Below are 16,443 nucleotides of genomic sequence, written 5' to 3'. Positions count from 1 at the left end.
CTCAGCGGCCGACCGCATAGCCTTGCATGCCGCGCGGGTTGGCGCCCCCCTTGAGCACGCCGCCCTCACGGCGTGCCGCCGAGAGGCGGCCCTCGCTCCAGGGCGGGCCCACCACCACGTCGTGGCCGCGCGCGCGCAGTGCTGCGATCGTCTCCGGCCCGAACCGCTCCTCGACCAGGATTCGCCCCGGTTGCGCCGCGCGTGGCCAGAACGAGGACGGCCAGTGCCGAGAATGAAACGCTGGCGCATCGATCGCCTGCTGGATCGAGAGCCCGTGGTGCAACATGCGCAAGAGCATCACCACGCTCCACTGGTCCTGCTGGTCGCCCCCCGGCGTACCGTAGGCCATCCAGCCCTCGCCGTCCTTCAGCGCGAGCGAGGGCGAGAGCGTGCTGCGCGGGCGCTTGCCGGGCGCGAGCCCGTTGGGGTGATCGTCGCGCAGCCAGAACATCTGCGCCCGCGTTCCCAGCGGGAAGCCCAAGGCCGGGATCGCGGGGGAGGACTGTAGCCAGCCGCCCGAAGGGGTGGCGGAAACCATGTTTCCCCAGCGGTCGATTACGTCGAGATGGCAGGTGTCTCCCCCCACGGCGCCGAGCCGGGCCAGTGTGGGCTCTCCGGCCGCGGCCTCGAGCGGGGCAAGCGCCCGGGACGCCGCTTCATGGTCGACCCAGGGCGTGGTCCGGCCGGGCACGGAGCCCGGGCGCAGCGCGTAGGACGCCTCCTTGCCGATCAACGCGCGCCGCGACTCGTTGTAGGCAGGCGAGAGGAGGTGGGCGAGCGGCACATCGACGAAGGCGGGGTCGCCGTACCAGGCCTCGCGGTCGGCGAAGGCGAGCTTCTCCGCCTCGACGACGAGATGGACGAAGTCGGCCGAACAGGGGTCGAGAGCATCCAGGTCGAAGCCGGCGAGCAAGGCGAGGGTTTGCAGCTGCACCGGGCCCTGGGTCCAGGGGCCGCATTTCAGCACCGTCACGCCCGCGTAATCGAAGGCGAGCGGCTCCTCCCAATGGGCGCGGTAGCGCGCCAGGTCGTCGGCCGTCAGCACGCCGCGGTTGCGCCGCCCCGAGGTGTCGAAGGCCTCCGTCTCCTGCACGAAACGGTCGATCGCCTCGGCGACGAAGCCTTCCGCCCACACTCGGCGGGCACGGTCGATCCGCTCCTCCCGGCTCCCCCCTTCCGCTTCCGCTTCGCGGGCGATCCGCTCGTAGGTCGCGGCGAGGGCCGGATTGCGCAACAGCGTGCCGGGGGCGGGCACCGAACCGTTCGGCAGGAAGAGGGCGGCCGAGGTCGGCCACTCCTGCCGGAACAACGGCTCGACGGAGGCGATGGTGGCGCTGATCCGTGGCAGCACGGGAATGCCGTCGCGGGCGTAGGCGATCGCCGGGGCGAGCGCCTCGGCAGGGCCGATGGTGCCGAGATCGCGCAGGAGCAGCATCCAGGCGTCGAAAGCGCCGGGCACGCAGGCGGCGAGCAGCCCCGTGCCGGGGACGAGATCGAGCCCGAGTGCGTCGCGGTAGTGCGCGATCGTCGCCGCCGCCGGCGCCGGCCCCTGACCGCACAGCACGCGGGCGCGCCTCGGCTTCGCCTCCCACACGATGAGCGGCACCTCGCCCCCCGGCCCGTTCAGGTGCGGTTCCACCACCTGAAGCACGAAACCCGCGGTGACGGCGGCATCGAAGGCGTTGCCCCCCTTCTCCAGCACGCCCATGGCGACGGCGGAGGCGATCCAGTGCGTCGAGGCGCACATGCCGAACGTGCCGAGGAGTTCGGGGCGGGTGGTGAACTCGGGGGACCAGGCGGTCATCGCGGCTCCTTCCGGGTGAGGCCGCCGACGGTAGGCCTCACGGTGACGGTCCGGAAGGGGCCCCGGTTGACGGGCGGGGTCGGGCGGTGGGAGACAACGTCGCGCCACGTCCGACCCGCCTTGCCCTCTTCCCCTTCGTCAGCCGGGGCCCAGCCGCCGCATGGTCAGCGCCGATCGGCCGCGTCGCGCCGGCTATGGGGGGCAGAGGTCGCCGGCCGTGCGCCAGCCGCGGAGGAGCCGATGCCGAAATTCGCCGCCAACCTCTCGATGATGTTCACCGACTCGCCGTTCCTCGAGCGCTTCGCGCGGGCCGCGGCGGCAGGGTTCCGTGCGGTCGAATTCCTGTTTCCCTACGATTACTCGGCCGGCGAGGTGACGCAGGCGGTGCGCGCCTCCGGGGTGGAGGTCGTGCTGTTCAACACCGTGCCCGGCGACTGGGCGAAGGGCGAGCGCGGCATCGCCGCCATCCCGGGGCGCGAGCAGGAGTTCCTCGCCGGGGTCGCCAAGGCGCTCGAATACGCCGATGCCCTGGGCTGCCGGCAGATCCACGCCATGGCCGGGCTCGTGCCGGAGGGTGTCGATCGCGCGGCGATGCGCGAAACCTATGTCGCCAATCTGCGCGAGGCGGCGGCGATGGCGGCCAAGACCGGGGTGACCGTGCTGATCGAGCCGATCAACACCCGCGACATCCCGGGCTACTTCCTCAACCACACGGAGGAGGCGGCGGCGATCATCGCCGAGGTGGGTGCTCCCAACCTCAAGCTGCAGTTCGACATCTATCACCGCCAGGTGATGCAGGGCGACCTGACGCCGGCGATCGAGAAACACCTGCCGCTGATCGCCCACATGCAGGTCGCCGACACGCCGGGGCGGCACGAGCCGGGCACCGGCGAGATCAACTACCCCTTCCTGTTCGAGGCGATCGACCGGATGGGGTACGGGGGCTGGATCGGCTGCGAATACCGCCCGAAGGGCGACACCGAGGCGGGCCTCGGCTGGTTCGCCCCCTACAAGGGCTGAGACCGCGCGACCAGGCGAGAGGAAGGAGAGGGGAGACAGATGAAGGTCGGGTTCATCGGGCTCGGCATCATGGGCCGTCCCATGGCGCTCAATCTCAAGAAGGCGGGGCACGCGCTCTTCGTGCCCGAGCGCGCCTCGCTCACCGACGAGATCCGTGCCGCCGCCACCGTGCTCGCCGATGCGGCCGCGGTGGCCCAGGCCGCCGAAGTGGTGATCACCATGGTGCCCGACACGCCGGACGTCGAGCAGGTGCTGTTCGGCCCGCGCGGTGTGGCCGAGGGGCTGTCCCCGGGCAAGCTCGTGATCGACATGTCCTCGATCAGCCCGACCGCGACCAAGGTGTTCGCCCGTCGGATCAACGAGAAGGGCTGCGACTATCTGGACGCCCCGGTGTCCGGCGGCGAGGTGGGGGCGAAGAACGCCACCCTCACGATCATGGTCGGCGGGCCGGAGGCGGCGTTCGAGCGGGCGAGGCCGCTGTTCGAGGCGATGGGCAAGAACATCACGCTCGTCGGCGAGAACGGGGCGGGCCAGACCTGCAAGGTGGCGAACCAGATCATCGTCGCGCTGAACCTGCAGGCCGTCTCGGAAGCCCTTGTCTTTGCGGCAAAGGCAGGAGCGGATCCGGCCAAGGTGCGGCAGGCGCTCATGGGCGGCTTCGCCAACTCCCGCATCCTCGAGGTGCATGCGGAACGGATGATCAAGCGCAGCTTCGCGCCCGGATTCCGCATCCGCCTGCACCAGAAAGACCTCAACATCGCGCTTCAGGCCGCGCGCGAGATGGGCATAAGCCTGCCCAACACGGCCCTGGCGCAGCAGATGTTCTCGGCGGTGGCCGGGGCGGGTGGCGCCGATCTCGACCACTCGGCGATCGTGCAGGCGATCGAGCGTCTTGCGGGGACCGAGGTCGCCGCGGGCGGCTGACGGCCGTCCGGGCGCGCTCACCGGCGTCTGTCGCACGCGCGGGAACGGGACGGGCACCACCCGTCCCGTGGCATGACCTCTCCTCTTGCGGTGGTGCTTGCGCAGGGCTAAGAAAGAATCGAAAGACGATGTGTCGCTGGACGAGACGCCGTCTCGCTTGGGGAGGAGGATCGACGTCCGGCGACAGGACTCGCGGAGGGCTGCATGCGCTTTGCCGAAATCGGTCAGCAGTTGCGTCAGTATCGTCTCGAGTCCGGGCTGCGGGCGGAGGAGATCGCAGCCAGGCTGGGCGTGAGCCGGGCTGCCCTGTATCGTTACGAAAAGGGCGAGGTCATCAAGCTCGACACCATCAAGCGCCTGGCCGAGCTGCTGAAAATCTCGCCGCTCAGCCTGCTCGGCATCGGCGTCGAGTACATCTCGCGCCCAGCCTTCTACTACGAGCGGATCAGGGCGATCGAGGAGACCTGCGACCAGATCCTGCAGGTCTTCGGCCCCGTCGCCTATCTCGTCACCACCGATGCCTTCGACTCCGCCCTCGCCGAGGTCTATGCCGAGGCGGCCGAAGCGGCCGGCACCGACCGGGCCGCGCTGCGCGCGCAGTCCGACCAGCTGCTGAACGTGCTGGCCGCACGCAAGAAGATCTACCAAGCGCGCAAGCCGGCGATCACCGCCATCCTCTCGGTGCCCTCCCTGAAGCGCTTCCTGGAAGGCGGGGTTGCCGCCGGGGTGCCGGTTTCCGAGCGCACGCGGGCCCGGGCGAAGGCAGCGGCACGCGCAGAGGTGGAGCACATCGCCGCCCTGATGGAGGCGGAGCCGATCGGCGTCCAGCTCGGCCTGATGGCTTCGGTCGAGCCGAACGGCAACTTCAAGATCTTCCGCTCGCGCGAACGCGCGAACCTTGCGATCAACCCGTTCCGGCTCGACGCCCATCCGGCCGTGCAGACCGGCGTGGCGATGATCACGGCGGCCGACGAGGCGATCAGCCTGCATCAGAAGTGCGCCGAGCAGCTCTGGCGCGAGGCGCTGAAGGGCCACACCGCGGCGGCCAAGGTGCGCGAACTCCTCGCCTCCGTCGCCGAACCCGCCTGACGCGGCGGCGGTCGGCGTCGTCAGCTGCGAGCTTCGCCCCTGCCCGCGCGCGCAGGGCGGGCACCGATGGGGGCGGTCGGGACGTCCTCGTCCCCACGACTCGCCGCCGGGCTCCGCAACGACCGCGGCGTTCAGCGCAGCGGAAGACGCGCGATCCTGAGCTCGGGGTCGTCGGGGTGCGGCGCGAGGCTGAAGCCGAGCCTCTGCACGAAGGCGAGCATGGGACGGTTCTCCCCCAACACCTCGCCGACCACCGCCGCCAGTCCCGCCGCCTTCGCCCAGGCGATCGCCTTGCGCATGAGCAGGGTGCCTAGCCCCGAACCCTTCAGGTCGGAGCGCACGATGACGGCGAATTCGCCCTCCTCGCCGCCCGGTTCGCGCACGATGCGCACCACGCCGAGCGTCTCCGGCATGCCCCCCGGTCCCTCGGCAACGCCGATGAACGCCATTTCGCGATCGTAGTCGATCTGGGTGAGGCGCACGACCTGCTCGGGTGGCAGGTCGCTCACCGGGGCGAAGAACCGCAGCCGCACATCCTCGGGTGAGAGGCGGCGGAAGAAGTCGAGATGCGCCTCGGCGTCCTCCGGCCGGATGGGGCGGATCAGCACCGCGCGCCCATCCTTCAGCCGCACCGTCTCCTCGAACTCGGCCGGGTAGGGCGCGATCGCGAGATGCGCCGTGCCGGAGGCGGGCTCGGGCGCGACCGTCGCTCCCGCATCCAGCGCGATCACGCCCGCAGGGCCGGCCAGCAGGGGGTTGATGTCGAGGGCGAGGAGGTCGGGCCGATCGACGACGAGCTGGCTCACCCGCACCAGCGCCTCCGCCAGCGCCTCGAGGTCGATCGCCGGCTGGTCGCGCAAGCCCTCGAGGACCCGGCTGATCCGGGTCCGGGAGACGAGGTCGCGCGCCAGCGCCAGGTTGAGCGGCGGCAAGGCGGCGGCGACGTCGCCGATGACGGAGGCCTTGGTGCCGCCGGCGCCGAACAGGAGGGCCGGCCCGAACAACGGATCGCGCCCGACGCGGATCTGGAGTTCCTGCAGACCGCGCAGGGGCGCCTGGCGCTGCACGACGAAGCCTTCGAGCCGAGCCTCCGGGGCGGCGGCCCGCACGCGCACGAGCATCTCCTCGCCGGCGCGCCGCACCGCGTGGGCATCGGCGAGGTCGAGCACCACCCCGCCTGCCTCCGTCTTGCGCGGCAGGTCGGGCGAGCGGATCTTCAGCACGGCCGGAAAGCCGAGCTCGGCGGCGGCGCGGGCGGCCGAAGCCGGGTCGGCGGCGACACGGGTCGGCACCACGGCGATGCCGTAGGCGGCGACGAGGGCGAGCGCCTCGTCCTCGGTCAGCGCCGTCCGGCCTTCGGCGCGGGTGGCGGCGAACAGGGACTCGATCGCCGCGCGATCCGGCTCGATGCCGACCACGCGGCGCGGCGGCAACTCGCGCGCCGCCTCGCGCGCCCGCCGATGCTCGACCAGCAGTGCCGCCGCCGCCGCCGCCTCCTCGGGCGTGGGAAAGCTCGGAATGCCGGCCTGCTCCAGTCGGGCGCGATCGACCCCCGCGGCGGTCTCGCCGGGCCAGACCGCGAGCAGGGGGAGGCGGCGGGTGAGCCCGGCGGCGGTGGCGAGCGCCTCGGCGACGGGTGACACCGTCTCGGCCGTCCCCGGCCGCTCCGGCACATGGACGACGATCGCGGCATCGGCGAGGTCGAGTTGGGCCAGGGCCGCGGCGAGCTCCGCCTGGCGGGTCGGCGGGGTGCGGGGTGGCAGGACGAAGGGGTTCTCCGCCGCCTGGGCCGGCGGCAGGAGGGTGGAGAGGGCCGGCACCGCCACCGGCGGGGGCCGGGCCAGGGCGAGGCCGTGGCCGGCGAGCGCCCGTTCCGTCAATCGGGCCAGGGCCCTGCTGCGCGCGATCACCGCGATCCGCTCGCCGCGCAGCCCGCGCGCGCGCGGCAAAGCGGCCACGGCGGCGAACATCTCCTCGAGCCCTTCGACGCAGAGGGCGCCCGCGCGGCGCAGCGCGGCGGCGAAGACCTGGTCGGGCGAAAGGTCGGTCGTGCGGTCGCGCGGGTCGGGCGCCGTGCGGATCGCCACCACGGGGCGCGTCCGGGCGATGCTGCGGAGCGCGGAGAGGAAGCCGCGGCGGTCGCGGATCCGTTCGATCTCGAGGAGCACGACCCCGACCGAGGGCTCGCGCGTCAGCCAGTCGAGCGTGGAGGCGAAGCCGACCCCCTCGTTGCGGCCGAGCCCGGCGATGAAGGCGAACCCCAAGTTGCGCGCCGCCGCGTAGGCGATGACGGTGCGCAACACGCCGCGGGATTGGCCGATGAGCGCGATCGGGCCCGCGGGCGGGGTCGGCACGAGCGGGGAGGCGTTGAGGTTTCGCCCCGGCACGATGAGGCCGAGCGAGTCGCCGCCGAGGAAGGGCAGCGGCGAGGGGCCCTCGGGCGGGGCGGGGCCGGGCAGGACGGCGCCGCCGACGCCGAGCCGGGCGAGGGCGGCGAGGATGGGGCCGGGCTCGCCCTCGGTGGCGACGATGGCGAGATCGGGCGGCGGCTCGCCGAGGGTTTGCGCCACGGCGAGGTGGTCGGTGGAGATGGTGGTGATGGGGCCTGGGAAGTTGCCGGCGGCGAGGCCGGCGCGGAAGGCAGCGAGCGGCGCGGCCTGCGCGTGGCCGACCAGGAGGACGGAGGCGGGGCGATAGAGCCGGGCCAGGGTCGCGCTCGGGAAGCGGGCGAAGGGCTTCATGGCCGGCAAGCCTCGCGGGGGAGGGGGGCGGGTGCAACCGCGGGGCGGTGACGGGGGGGCGGCCGAAGGGGCGGCGCGGTCGAAGGCGTTCGGCGTGGCGGCGCCGGCGGCTACGCGGCTTGCACGGGGGGCGTCGGTTGCGTGTTCGTCGCGGCGGAAGGCCGGGTGAGGCTGCGCGCGAGTGCTGCGTCGATGGCGGCGGGCAAGTCGCCGAACAGGCGGCGGACGGTGGCGCGGAGGCCGTCGTCGGTGCGCAGCGCTTGCAGGGCGCAGGCAAGGAAATCGCTTTCGGTGCGGAACCGTAAGGCCTCTGCCACGGCTTTGCCGAGCCCGGTCGCCGCCTTGACGGGATAGCGTGCGACGAGGCGTGGCAGGTCGTCGTTTCGGATCTCGGTCGGGAATGCTGCTTCCTCCTCGGCGTGCAGCGCCGCCGGAAGGCCCTCGACGCGGATTTCGTTCCGGCTCCAGAAGCCCGCCTCCTTCACGTTGATGGCGCGCAGTAGCCGCTCGGGCAGACGTTGTTCGCAGCGCGCACCGATCAGCCGGTCTCGGGCAGCGCGCAGGATGTCGCGGGCGCGAGCGAGGGCGGCCTCGCCCAGACTTTCGTCATCATAGCCCAGGTGCTCGGCCTGTCCGTTCGCGACCGCGGCAATGACGTCCGGGTGGAAGACGACGCCTTCGATGGCGCTGACGGCGAGGGCGTGGACGCCTCTCGTCGAGAGCTGCTGGACCTCCTCGTCGCTGCGCGCGTCGCGGTCGATCAGGCCGAAGGCTTCGATCCAAGCGGCTGAGGGGTCTCGGGCTCGGAGCGCGCGAACGGCCTCCACGGCGCGGATCACGTGTTCGCACCCGCCGCGGGGAACGACGGTGACGCCGGGGAACAGGATTTCCGCGACCCGCCGGTCGAGGCTCGATTCGTTGCCTTCGACGAACAGGATCACGCGCCGCGCGCCGAGGATCGCCTCGAGCACGTCGTCGGGGATCGGGCCCGCGGGATCGAGCAGGTGGGCGTCCCAGCGGTCGTCATTGCCGTTCTCGCTGAGACGGCAGTCGCGCAGGATCAGGACGCGGGCGCCGGGGTGGGCGGTGACCAGCGAGAGGTCGTGGGTGAGGACGATGAAGGCGCAGTCTGGCCGTTCGGCGAACAGGGCGGCGAGAAGCGGGGCGGAGATGGCGCGGTGCAGGTGCCGTTCCGGTTCGTCGATGATCAGCAGCGTGTCGGCTCCGGCGGTCAGGATCTCGGCGGCGAGCAGCACGGCGGCGCGTTCGCCGTCGGACATTTCGTCGGCGCCGAAGGTCTTCCCGGCACGGGTGGCCTCCAGCGCCCAGCCGGACGGGCGGATCGCGATGCGCAGGCCGGCTGAGCCCAGGAGGGCGTTCAGCCGCTCCGACGGACGGGGCTCGCGGCAGAGGTCGGCGGCCGCTTCAGGGTTGTTGCGGACCTCATCGCGGAATGTGCGATCCGACGCCTGGTCGGCTTCCAAAAGCCGGAACAGGGCGGACTGGATGGGTCCTTCGTTGGAATAAGATCCAAGTTCCCGAACGCGGCTGTAGCGGTTTGTCGATTCTTGACTGAGATAGTTCTCGACTTCCGAGGCGGCGGCCGGAGGAATGTTCAGGCGCGCGGAGGAGAACCAGTTTCGCCGGAGTGCCTTGATCCAGCGCGCCCGGCCTTGGAAGGCGGCGGCGAGCCATCGTGCCAAAGCGGACTTGCCCGACCCGTTCGGGCCGACGACGAACAGGAGCTCGCCTCTCCGGAGCGGGACCTCAAGCGGTTTCTCGGGCTTCCCCGGCTCCGGTCCACCCATCAGCGGGATGGTGATCGCGAACGTTTGCGGCACCGTATTGTCGGTCATGGCCGAATGCTTCCTCCACGCGATGCCGAACTCCAAGGCGTCGCGCCTCGCCCCTGGCGCGTCACGCGGCGGCGGTTTATAGGACATCAATCCTAAAGGCAAGCGCGTTTCGGCGCACGTCGCCGGCCTGCCCAAAGGGCCAAAGGGCCAAAGGGCCAAAGCGGGAAAGGCACGAAGCTCGCCGCCCGGGCCGACCGCCGGGCACCGGTGAACCGGCGCCTTGCCCGGTCGCGACAGCCAAGGGGTGTTCCCGGAGGATACGGCCGATGGCTCCCCGAGCAGGGCTCGAACCTGCGACACGCGGATTAACAGTCCGCTGCTCTACCAGCTGAGCTATCGGGGAACGCTTGGCAAGGAGATACGGCAGCGAGCGCGCGGTTGCAAGGACCCGTGACGCGTGGAGGCCCGGGCCGGAATCGAACCGACGTCCGGGGATTTGCAGTCCCCTGCATGGCCACTCTGCCACCGGGCCGCCTCTTGCCGCGAATAGGCGCGCGGGCGAAGGCGGTCAATGCCGCCGTGCGAGACCCTGGGGGGCTGCTGGCGCGGCACGCCGCAAGCCCGTATAAGCCGCGCCGATCCTGCCGGTCCCGTTCGGAAAGCCTCAGCATGGATTTTGCGCAAGCCCGCCTGAATATGGTGGAGGGCCAGCTTCGGCCCAACGGCGTGGTCGATCCGCGCGTGATCGAGGCGATGCTCGCCCTGCCGCGCGAGGCCTGCCTGCCGCCGGCCAAACGCGCCATGGCCTACGTGGATGCGGACGTCCCGCTGACCCCCGGGCGGTGGCTGATCGAGCCGATGGCGCACGCCCGCCTGGTGCAGGCGGCCGAGCCCGCTGCGACCGACCGCGCCCTCGTCATCGCCGCCGGTGCGGGATACGGCGCTGCCCTCCTCTCACGTCTCGTCGCCTCGGTCATCGCGCTGGAAAGCCCGGAACGGCTGGCGGATCTGCAGGCCGGCCTCGCCGCCCTCGGCGCCGATGACGTCTTGGCCGTCGCCGGGCCGCTCACCGAAGGCTGGCCACCGGAGGCACCCTACGACGTGATCCTGATCGACGGCGGGGTCGAGGTCGTGCCCGAGACGATCCTGAACCAACTCGCCGAGGGCGGGCGACTGGTGACGGTGGAGACGACCGGTCAGCCCGGGGTGCTGGGACGGGCGGTGCGCTGGGTGCGCGTTGCCGGGGTGGCGACGCGGCTCGAGCTGTTCGATGCCGGCACCCCGCTGTTGCCGGAGTTCCGCCGCAAACGGGGCTTCGTGTTCTGAGCCGGCCGCGGCGGCATCGCCACCGCGTGGCGGAGCGCGCCGCAACATGCGATGGTGCGGTTGCTCTGGCGACGGGAACGCTTCGTTCATACTCGCCGGTGTAGGGTGCCGGCGGTCGGCGAGGCGTCGCCCGCGCGGCATGGTGACGTTGGGGCGAAGGCGAGCCGACGGATGAGGACGATGCGGCACTTGGGTCTGGCGGGTGCGGTTCTCGGGGTGGCGGTCGTGCTGGCCGGGCAGCCGGCCTCGGCGCAGACGCTGCAGCAGGCCCTGGCCCAGGCCTACGCCAACAACCCGACCCTGCAGGCGGCGCGCGCCCGGCTGCGGGCGGTGGACGAGAACGTGCCGCAGGCCCTGTCCGGCTGGCGCCCGACCGTCACGGTGCAGAGCCGCGCCGGTGCCGCGGAAGGAACGACGCGCGTGCGCGGCGTGTCGCGTGATGACGATCGCGGCCTGTTCTCCGCCTCCGCCACCCTCGTGCAGCCGCTCTATCGCGGCGGGCGGACGACGGCGCAGATCCGCCGGGCCGAAAACCAGGTGCTGGCCGAGCGGGCCAACCTGATCGCGGTGGAACAGCAGGTGCTGTTCGACGCCATCACGGCCTACGTGAACGTGATCCGTGACCAGGAGGTGCTGCGGCTGGCCGAGAACAACGTGCGTGTGCTCGAACGCCAGCTGCAGGCGGCGCGCGACCGCTTCCGGGTGGGCGAAATCACCCGCACGGACGTCGCCCAGGCGGAGGCCCGGCTCGAGGGTGCGCGGGCGCAGCGTCTGGCCGCCCTGGGCGAGCTCGAGGCCAGCCGCGCGTTCTACGAACGCGTCATCGGCGAACCGCCCCGCAATCTGGTCGCCCCGCCCGCCATCCGCCCCATCGCCGCCACCGCCGACGAGGCGGCGCGCCTCGCCGAGGCGAACAACCCCCAGGTGCTGCGCGCGCTCTATGACGAGCAGGCGGCGATCGCCAACATCGACGTCGTCTTCGGCGAACTGCTGCCCAGCGTGAACCTGGAAGCGAGCGCGTTCCGCAACGACAACGTCGCCCAGGAGCGCACCCGCGCCACCGGTTCGCAGATCGTCGCCGCCCTGTCGGTGCCGATCTTCCAGGGCGGGCAGGAGCACGCCCGGGTGCGCCAGGCGAAGCAGGAGGCGGCACGGGCGCGCGAAGCGGTGCTCGATGCCCGCCGCCAGGTGGTGGAGACCGCGCGCCGGGCCTGGGAAACGCTGAACTCCAGCCGGGCGCAGATCACCGCCCGTCAGGCTCAGGTGCGGGCGAACGAGATCGCGCTCGAGGGCGTGCAGCGCGAGGCCCTGGTCGGCAGCCGCACCACCCTCGACGTGCTCAATGCCGAACAGGAACTCCTCGATTCGCGCGTGGCCCTCGTGCGCGCAACACGGGATCTGGTGGTCGCTTCTTACGCGCTCGCCGCCACCGCGGGGCGTCTGACGGCGCGCGATCTCGCCCTGCCCGTGACCCTCTACGACCCGCTCGAACACTACACCGCGACGCGCGACCGCTGGTTCGGCACCGATCCGACGGTGCCGCGCTCCGGCAGATGAGGATCGGACGATGACGACACCGGGCAGCACGCCGGCACCGGCGGGAGGCCAGACGAAGACGACCACCGACGGCGACCCGTCGATGGAGGACATCCTGGCCTCCATCCGACGCATCCTCGACGACGAGGTGGCCGCCGAGCCGAAGCCCGCCCCGTCTGCCACCTCCGCCGAGGTGGTGGAGCTGACGGAGCAGATGCTCGTTGCCGAGGATGCGGCGGGCGAGGGCCGCGACACGCGGGCCGGGATCCCGCCACCATCCGCCCCACCTCCCTCCGCCCCGGCGCCGGCGGTCGGCGAGGGGCTGATCGGCGCCGCCGCGGCCGGGGCAGCCGCCGCCTCCTTCGCAGCGTTGCGGGCCGCGACCTCCGGTGGTGCAGCCCCGCTGCCGCCAAAGCCGGAAACGCCGATCGGGCACGCCACCCTCACCCTCGAGGAGATGATCCGGCAGGAGATCCGCCCGCTCCTCAAGGCGTGGCTGGACGAGAACCTCCCCCCTCTCGTCGAGCGTCTGGTCAAGGCGGAGCTCGAACGCATCGCGCGCGGCTGAGCGGGCGTCGTCCGGCGCAGGGCGGGCGGACCGAGGCGGCAAGCCGAGGTCGACCGGCAACGCCGTGGCGGGGAGGGGGCGCGAGGCCGTCCTGCCCCCCCCACCGGCCGGGGATCGCGGGTGGGCCTGCATGCGGAGGTGGATCGCCGGGCTTCGCGGGCCGACAGGGGCCGACCGGCCATGACCCCGTGCGGCACGCCACCCCGCCGCGTCCCTTGACTCGCCCTCCCACCCGTCTCCCTATCGCCCGCCGAACGGATGCCCGCTGACCGCCGCACGATGACCGACAAGACGTTTCCGCACGCCGAAGTCGAACCGCGCCTTTACGCCGCCTGGGAACGCTCCGGCCTGTTCGGCGCCAAGCCGAACTCCACGGCGCGCCCGTACTGCATCGTCATCCCGCCGCCGAACGTGACCGGGTCGCTGCACATGGGGCATGCGCTGAACAACACGCTGCAGGACGTGCTGATCCGCTGGCGCCGGATGAGCGGCGACGACGTGCTGTGGATGCCGGGCACCGACCACGCCGGCATCGCGACCCAGATGGTGGTCGAGCGCATGCTCGCCGCCGAAGGCACCTCGCGCCAGGCACTGGGGCGCGAGGCGTTCCTGGAGCGGGTGTGGACGTGGAGGGAGCAGTCGGGCGGCACCATCACCCGCCAGTTGCGCCGCCTCGGCTGTTCGCTCGATTGGCCGCGCGAACGCTTCACCATGGATGCCGGGTTGTCGCGCGCGGTGACCGAGGTGTTCGTGCGTCTGTATCGCGAGGGCCTGATCTACCGCGCCAAGCGGCTGGTGAACTGGGATCCGAAGTTCCACTCCGCGATCTCCGACCTCGAGGTCGAGAACCGCGAGGTGAAGGGCAATCTCTGGTACATCCGTTATCCCATCGACGGCGAGGACGGGCGCTTCATCGTCGTCGCCACCACCCGGCCCGAGACGATGCTCGGCGACACCGCTGTCGCGGTGCATCCCGAGGACGAGCGCTGGAAGGACCTGATCGGCCGCCACGCCATCCTGCCGCTCGTCGGCCGTCGCATCCCGATCGTCGCCGACGCGTACTCCGACCCGACCAAGGGCTCGGGCGCGGTGAAGATCACGCCGGCGCACGACTTCAACGACTTCGAGGTGGGCCGGCGCCACGGGCTCGAGGCGATCAACATCCTCGACCGCGACGCGCGCCTGCTCGACGGACCGCCCGTTCCGGAACCGTATCGGGGGCTCGACCGCTTCGAGGCGCGCAAGCGGATCGTCGCCGACCTCGAGGCCTTGGGACTCATCGAGAAGGTCGAACCGCACACGCACATGGTGCCGCACGGCGACCGTTCGGGCGTGGTGATCGAGCCCTATCTCACCGACCAGTGGTTCGTCGACGCGAAGACCTTGGCCGGCCCCGCCATCGCCGCGGTGGAAGCAGGCCGCACCCGCTTCGTGCCCAAGCAGTGGGAGAACACCTACTTCGCCTGGCTGCGCGCGATCGAACCCTGGTGCATCTCGCGCCAGCTTTGGTGGGGACATCAGATCCCCGCCTGGTACGCCCCGGATGGGGCGATCTTCGTCGCCCATGACGAGGCGGAGGCGAAACGTCTCGCCGCCGAAGCGTACGGGCACGAGGTGGCGCTGGAGCGCGACCCTGATGTGCTCGACACCTGGTTCTCCTCCGCGCTGTGGCCCTTCTCCACCCTCGGTTGGCCCGACAAGACGCCCGAGCTCGCCCGCTACTACCCGGGCGAAGTGCTGGTGACGGGGTTCGACATCATCTTCTTCTGGGTCGCGCGGATGATGATGATGGGCCTGCACATGATGGGCGAGGTGCCGTTCCGCACCGTCTACGTGCATGCCCTGGTGCGCGACGAGCGCGGGCAGAAGATGTCGAAGTCGAAGGGCAACGTCATCGACCCGCTCGACCTGATCGACACCTTTGGTGCGGACGCGCTGCGTTTCACCCTCTGCGCGATGGCCGCCCAGGGGCGCGACATCAAGCTCTCCACCGCCCGCGTGGAGGGCTACCGCAACTTCGGCACCAAGCTGTGGAACGCCGCCCGCTTCTGCCGCATGAACCTTTGCGTCGCACCGGTGGGCTGGGATCCGGCTTCCGCGCGGGCCACCCTCAACCGCTGGATTCTGGGCCGGCTCGCCGAGGCGGCGCGCCATGCCACCGAGGCGCTGGAGCAGTTCCGCTTCGACGCCTACGCGGGCGGCCTCTACCAGTTCGTGTGGGGAACGTTCTGCGACTGGTACCTCGAGCTCGCCAAGCCCGCGCTTGCCGAGGAGGGGGCCTTGCGGGAGGAGACGCGGGCCACCGCAGGCTTCGTGCTCGACGTCATTCTTGCGCTGCTCCATCCGGTGATGCCGTTCATCACCGAGGAGATCTGGCATCTGCAGGCCGATCGCGGCCCCGGGCCCTGCGAGGGGCGGCGCACGCTGATGGTCGAGCCTTGGCCCGATGCTGCCACCCTGCCGCGCGACCCTGCGGCCGAGGCGGAGGTCGATTGGGTGGTGCGCCTCGTCTCCGAGGTGCGCGCCATCCGCGCCGAGACGAACGTGCCGCCCGCCCGCGCGATCCCGCTCTTTCTCAAGGACGCCTACGGCACCACGCTCGATCGCCTCGCGCGCTGGAAGGAGCCGATCCTCAGGCTGGCGCGTCTGTCCGACGTCTCGCCGCTCGCGGGCGAGGTGCCGAAAGGCTCGGCGCAGGCGGTGCTGGACGAGGCGACCCTCGTGCTGCCGCTCGCCGAGGTGATCGATCTCGAGGCGGAACGGGCGCGGCTTGCCCGCGAGGTGGCGCGGCACGCGGAGGAGATCGCGCGGCTCGATGCCAAGCTCGCCAACCCGGCCTTCGTCTCGCGTGCGGCGGAGGAGGTGGTGGAGGAGAGCCGCGAACGCCGCGCTGCCGCCGCCGAAGCCAAGGCACGCCTGGAGGCCGCGCTCGCCCGCCTCGCCGGCTGATCAGCCGGCCGCAGTGCCGGCCTCCGGGTCGGCCGGGAACAGGATGGCGAGATCGAGCACGAGACCGGGCGGGTCAAGGGTGAGGGACCCCTCGCTTACGACGCGCGTCTCGAACGCCTCACCCTCGGCCCGCCGGTGGTGCAGCACGAGCGTCTCCAGGGGATCGACCACGAGGTAGTGCCGAACCGCGGGGTGGCGGGCGTAGAGGGCGAGCTTCACCGTCAGGTCGCGTTGCGCCGAGGAGGCGGAGAGAACCTCGGCCACGATCACCGGGCAGGGCACGATCATGGTGTCGCCGGGGATGGGGCTGCCGCAGTGCACGATCACGTCGGGCTGAAGCACGGTGCGGTCGTCGATCTTCACCACCGGCCCGTCGATCAGCGCCTCGCAGGGGAGATCGGTCCCCACCAACGCCCGATCGAAGGCCACGCAGAGCCGATATTTCAGCCGCGCATGCCGCACCAGTTCCGGCGCCATGTCCTCCACCACCCGCCCGGCGATGAGCTCGAGCCGGCCTTCGCGCGCTTCCGCCCAGGCGAGGAAGGCCTCGGCCGTCATCGGCTCCGTTCGCATCGGCGGCAGCGTCTCGTTCATCGCCCGCACGCACCTCCGCCCGGCACTTTAGCCGTGTCCGCCCGTCTTGTCGTGCGCGAGGCCGCGGGGGAAAAGACGAGCGGGGACAACGCCATC

The 16,443-nt window shown here is 71.7% G+C and carries 11 protein-coding genes and 2 tRNA genes; 7 read left to right on the top strand and 6 right to left on the bottom strand.

Annotated features, from left to right (window positions below; genetic code table 11):
• Nucleotide 1: 1 nt before the first annotated feature.
• Nucleotides 2-1,804 (bottom strand): gamma-glutamyltransferase family protein, encoded by a 1,803-nt coding sequence (locus tag DWB05_RS03400; protein ID WP_114375035.1) that lies wholly within the window; start codon nt 1,802-1,804, stop codon nt 2-4.
• Nucleotides 1,805-2,044: 240 nt separating this feature from the next.
• Here DWB05_RS03400 and otnI point away from each other — a divergent pair, with 240 nt between their 5' ends.
• From otnI to DWB05_RS03385, 3 genes are all read left to right on the top strand, one after another.
• The gene (gene otnI, locus DWB05_RS03395; RefSeq protein ID WP_114375033.1) at nt 2,045-2,824 is read left to right on the top strand and encodes a 2-oxo-tetronate isomerase; all 780 of its coding nucleotides are present in this window, start codon (nt 2,045-2,047) and stop codon (nt 2,822-2,824) included.
• A 39-nt stretch (nt 2,825-2,863) separates the two neighbouring features.
• Nucleotides 2,864-3,748 (top strand): 2-hydroxy-3-oxopropionate reductase, encoded by an 885-nt coding sequence (locus DWB05_RS03390; RefSeq protein WP_114375031.1) that lies wholly within the window; start codon nt 2,864-2,866, stop codon nt 3,746-3,748.
• 204 nt (nt 3,749-3,952) lie between these two features.
• Entirely contained in the window at nt 3,953-4,837 is an 885-nt protein-coding gene (locus DWB05_RS03385) for a helix-turn-helix domain-containing protein (protein WP_114375029.1), read from the top strand.
• A gap of 131 nt (nt 4,838-4,968) precedes the next feature.
• On the opposite strand, the gene DWB05_RS03380 is transcribed toward DWB05_RS03385, so the two are convergent.
• From DWB05_RS03380 to DWB05_RS03365, 4 genes are all read right to left on the bottom strand, one after another.
• Nucleotides 4,969-7,578 carry a bifunctional acetate--CoA ligase family protein/GNAT family N-acetyltransferase gene (locus DWB05_RS03380; RefSeq protein WP_114375027.1) on the bottom strand — a complete coding sequence of 870 codons (2,610 nt, stop codon included), beginning with the start codon at nt 7,576-7,578 and terminating at the stop codon, nt 4,969-4,971.
• A gap of 110 nt (nt 7,579-7,688) precedes the next feature.
• Nucleotides 7,689-9,434 (bottom strand): ATP-dependent nuclease, encoded by a 1,746-nt coding sequence (locus DWB05_RS03375; RefSeq protein WP_157967062.1) that lies wholly within the window; start codon nt 9,432-9,434, stop codon nt 7,689-7,691.
• Between the two features lie 267 nt (nt 9,435-9,701).
• Nucleotides 9,702-9,777, bottom strand: a tRNA-Asn gene (locus tag DWB05_RS03370).
• Between the two features lie 55 nt (nt 9,778-9,832).
• Nucleotides 9,833-9,906: transfer RNA gene (locus DWB05_RS03365), tRNA-Cys, on the bottom strand.
• A gap of 137 nt (nt 9,907-10,043) precedes the next feature.
• Between DWB05_RS03365 and DWB05_RS03360 the strand changes: the two genes are divergently transcribed.
• The 4 genes from DWB05_RS03360 to DWB05_RS03345 all read left to right on the top strand — a co-directional run bounded on the left by DWB05_RS03360 (nt 10,044) and on the right by DWB05_RS03345 (nt 15,753).
• Complete coding sequence (locus tag DWB05_RS03360; RefSeq protein WP_114375023.1) at nt 10,044-10,700, top strand: protein-L-isoaspartate O-methyltransferase family protein; 657 nt, start codon at nt 10,044-10,046, stop codon at nt 10,698-10,700.
• 180 nt (nt 10,701-10,880) lie between these two features.
• A complete protein-coding gene (locus DWB05_RS03355; protein ID WP_114375021.1) occupies nt 10,881-12,257 on the top strand; it encodes a TolC family outer membrane protein in 1,377 nt (458 codons plus the stop codon).
• Nucleotides 12,258-12,267: 10 nt separating this feature from the next.
• Nucleotides 12,268-12,804 (top strand): DUF2497 domain-containing protein, encoded by a 537-nt coding sequence (locus DWB05_RS03350; protein ID WP_114375019.1) that lies wholly within the window; start codon nt 12,268-12,270, stop codon nt 12,802-12,804.
• A gap of 279 nt (nt 12,805-13,083) precedes the next feature.
• Nucleotides 13,084-15,753 carry a valine--tRNA ligase gene (locus DWB05_RS03345; RefSeq protein ID WP_114376529.1) on the top strand — a complete coding sequence of 890 codons (2,670 nt, stop codon included), beginning with the start codon at nt 13,084-13,086 and terminating at the stop codon, nt 15,751-15,753.
• Here the strand turns inward: DWB05_RS03345 and DWB05_RS03340 are convergent, their stop codons facing one another.
• Nucleotides 15,754-16,347 (bottom strand): Uma2 family endonuclease, encoded by a 594-nt coding sequence (locus tag DWB05_RS03340; protein WP_198669035.1) that lies wholly within the window; start codon nt 16,345-16,347, stop codon nt 15,754-15,756. It abuts the gene before it with no gap.
• Nucleotides 16,348-16,443: the final 96 nt, after the last annotated feature.

This window comes from Elioraea thermophila (ex Habib et al. 2022), from assembly GCF_003336755.1.
Taxonomy (GTDB): domain Bacteria; phylum Pseudomonadota; class Alphaproteobacteria; order Acetobacterales; family Acetobacteraceae; genus Elioraea; species Elioraea thermophila.
Note: the sequence above shows the minus strand (reverse complement) of the source record. Positions and strands in the feature narration are given on the sequence as shown.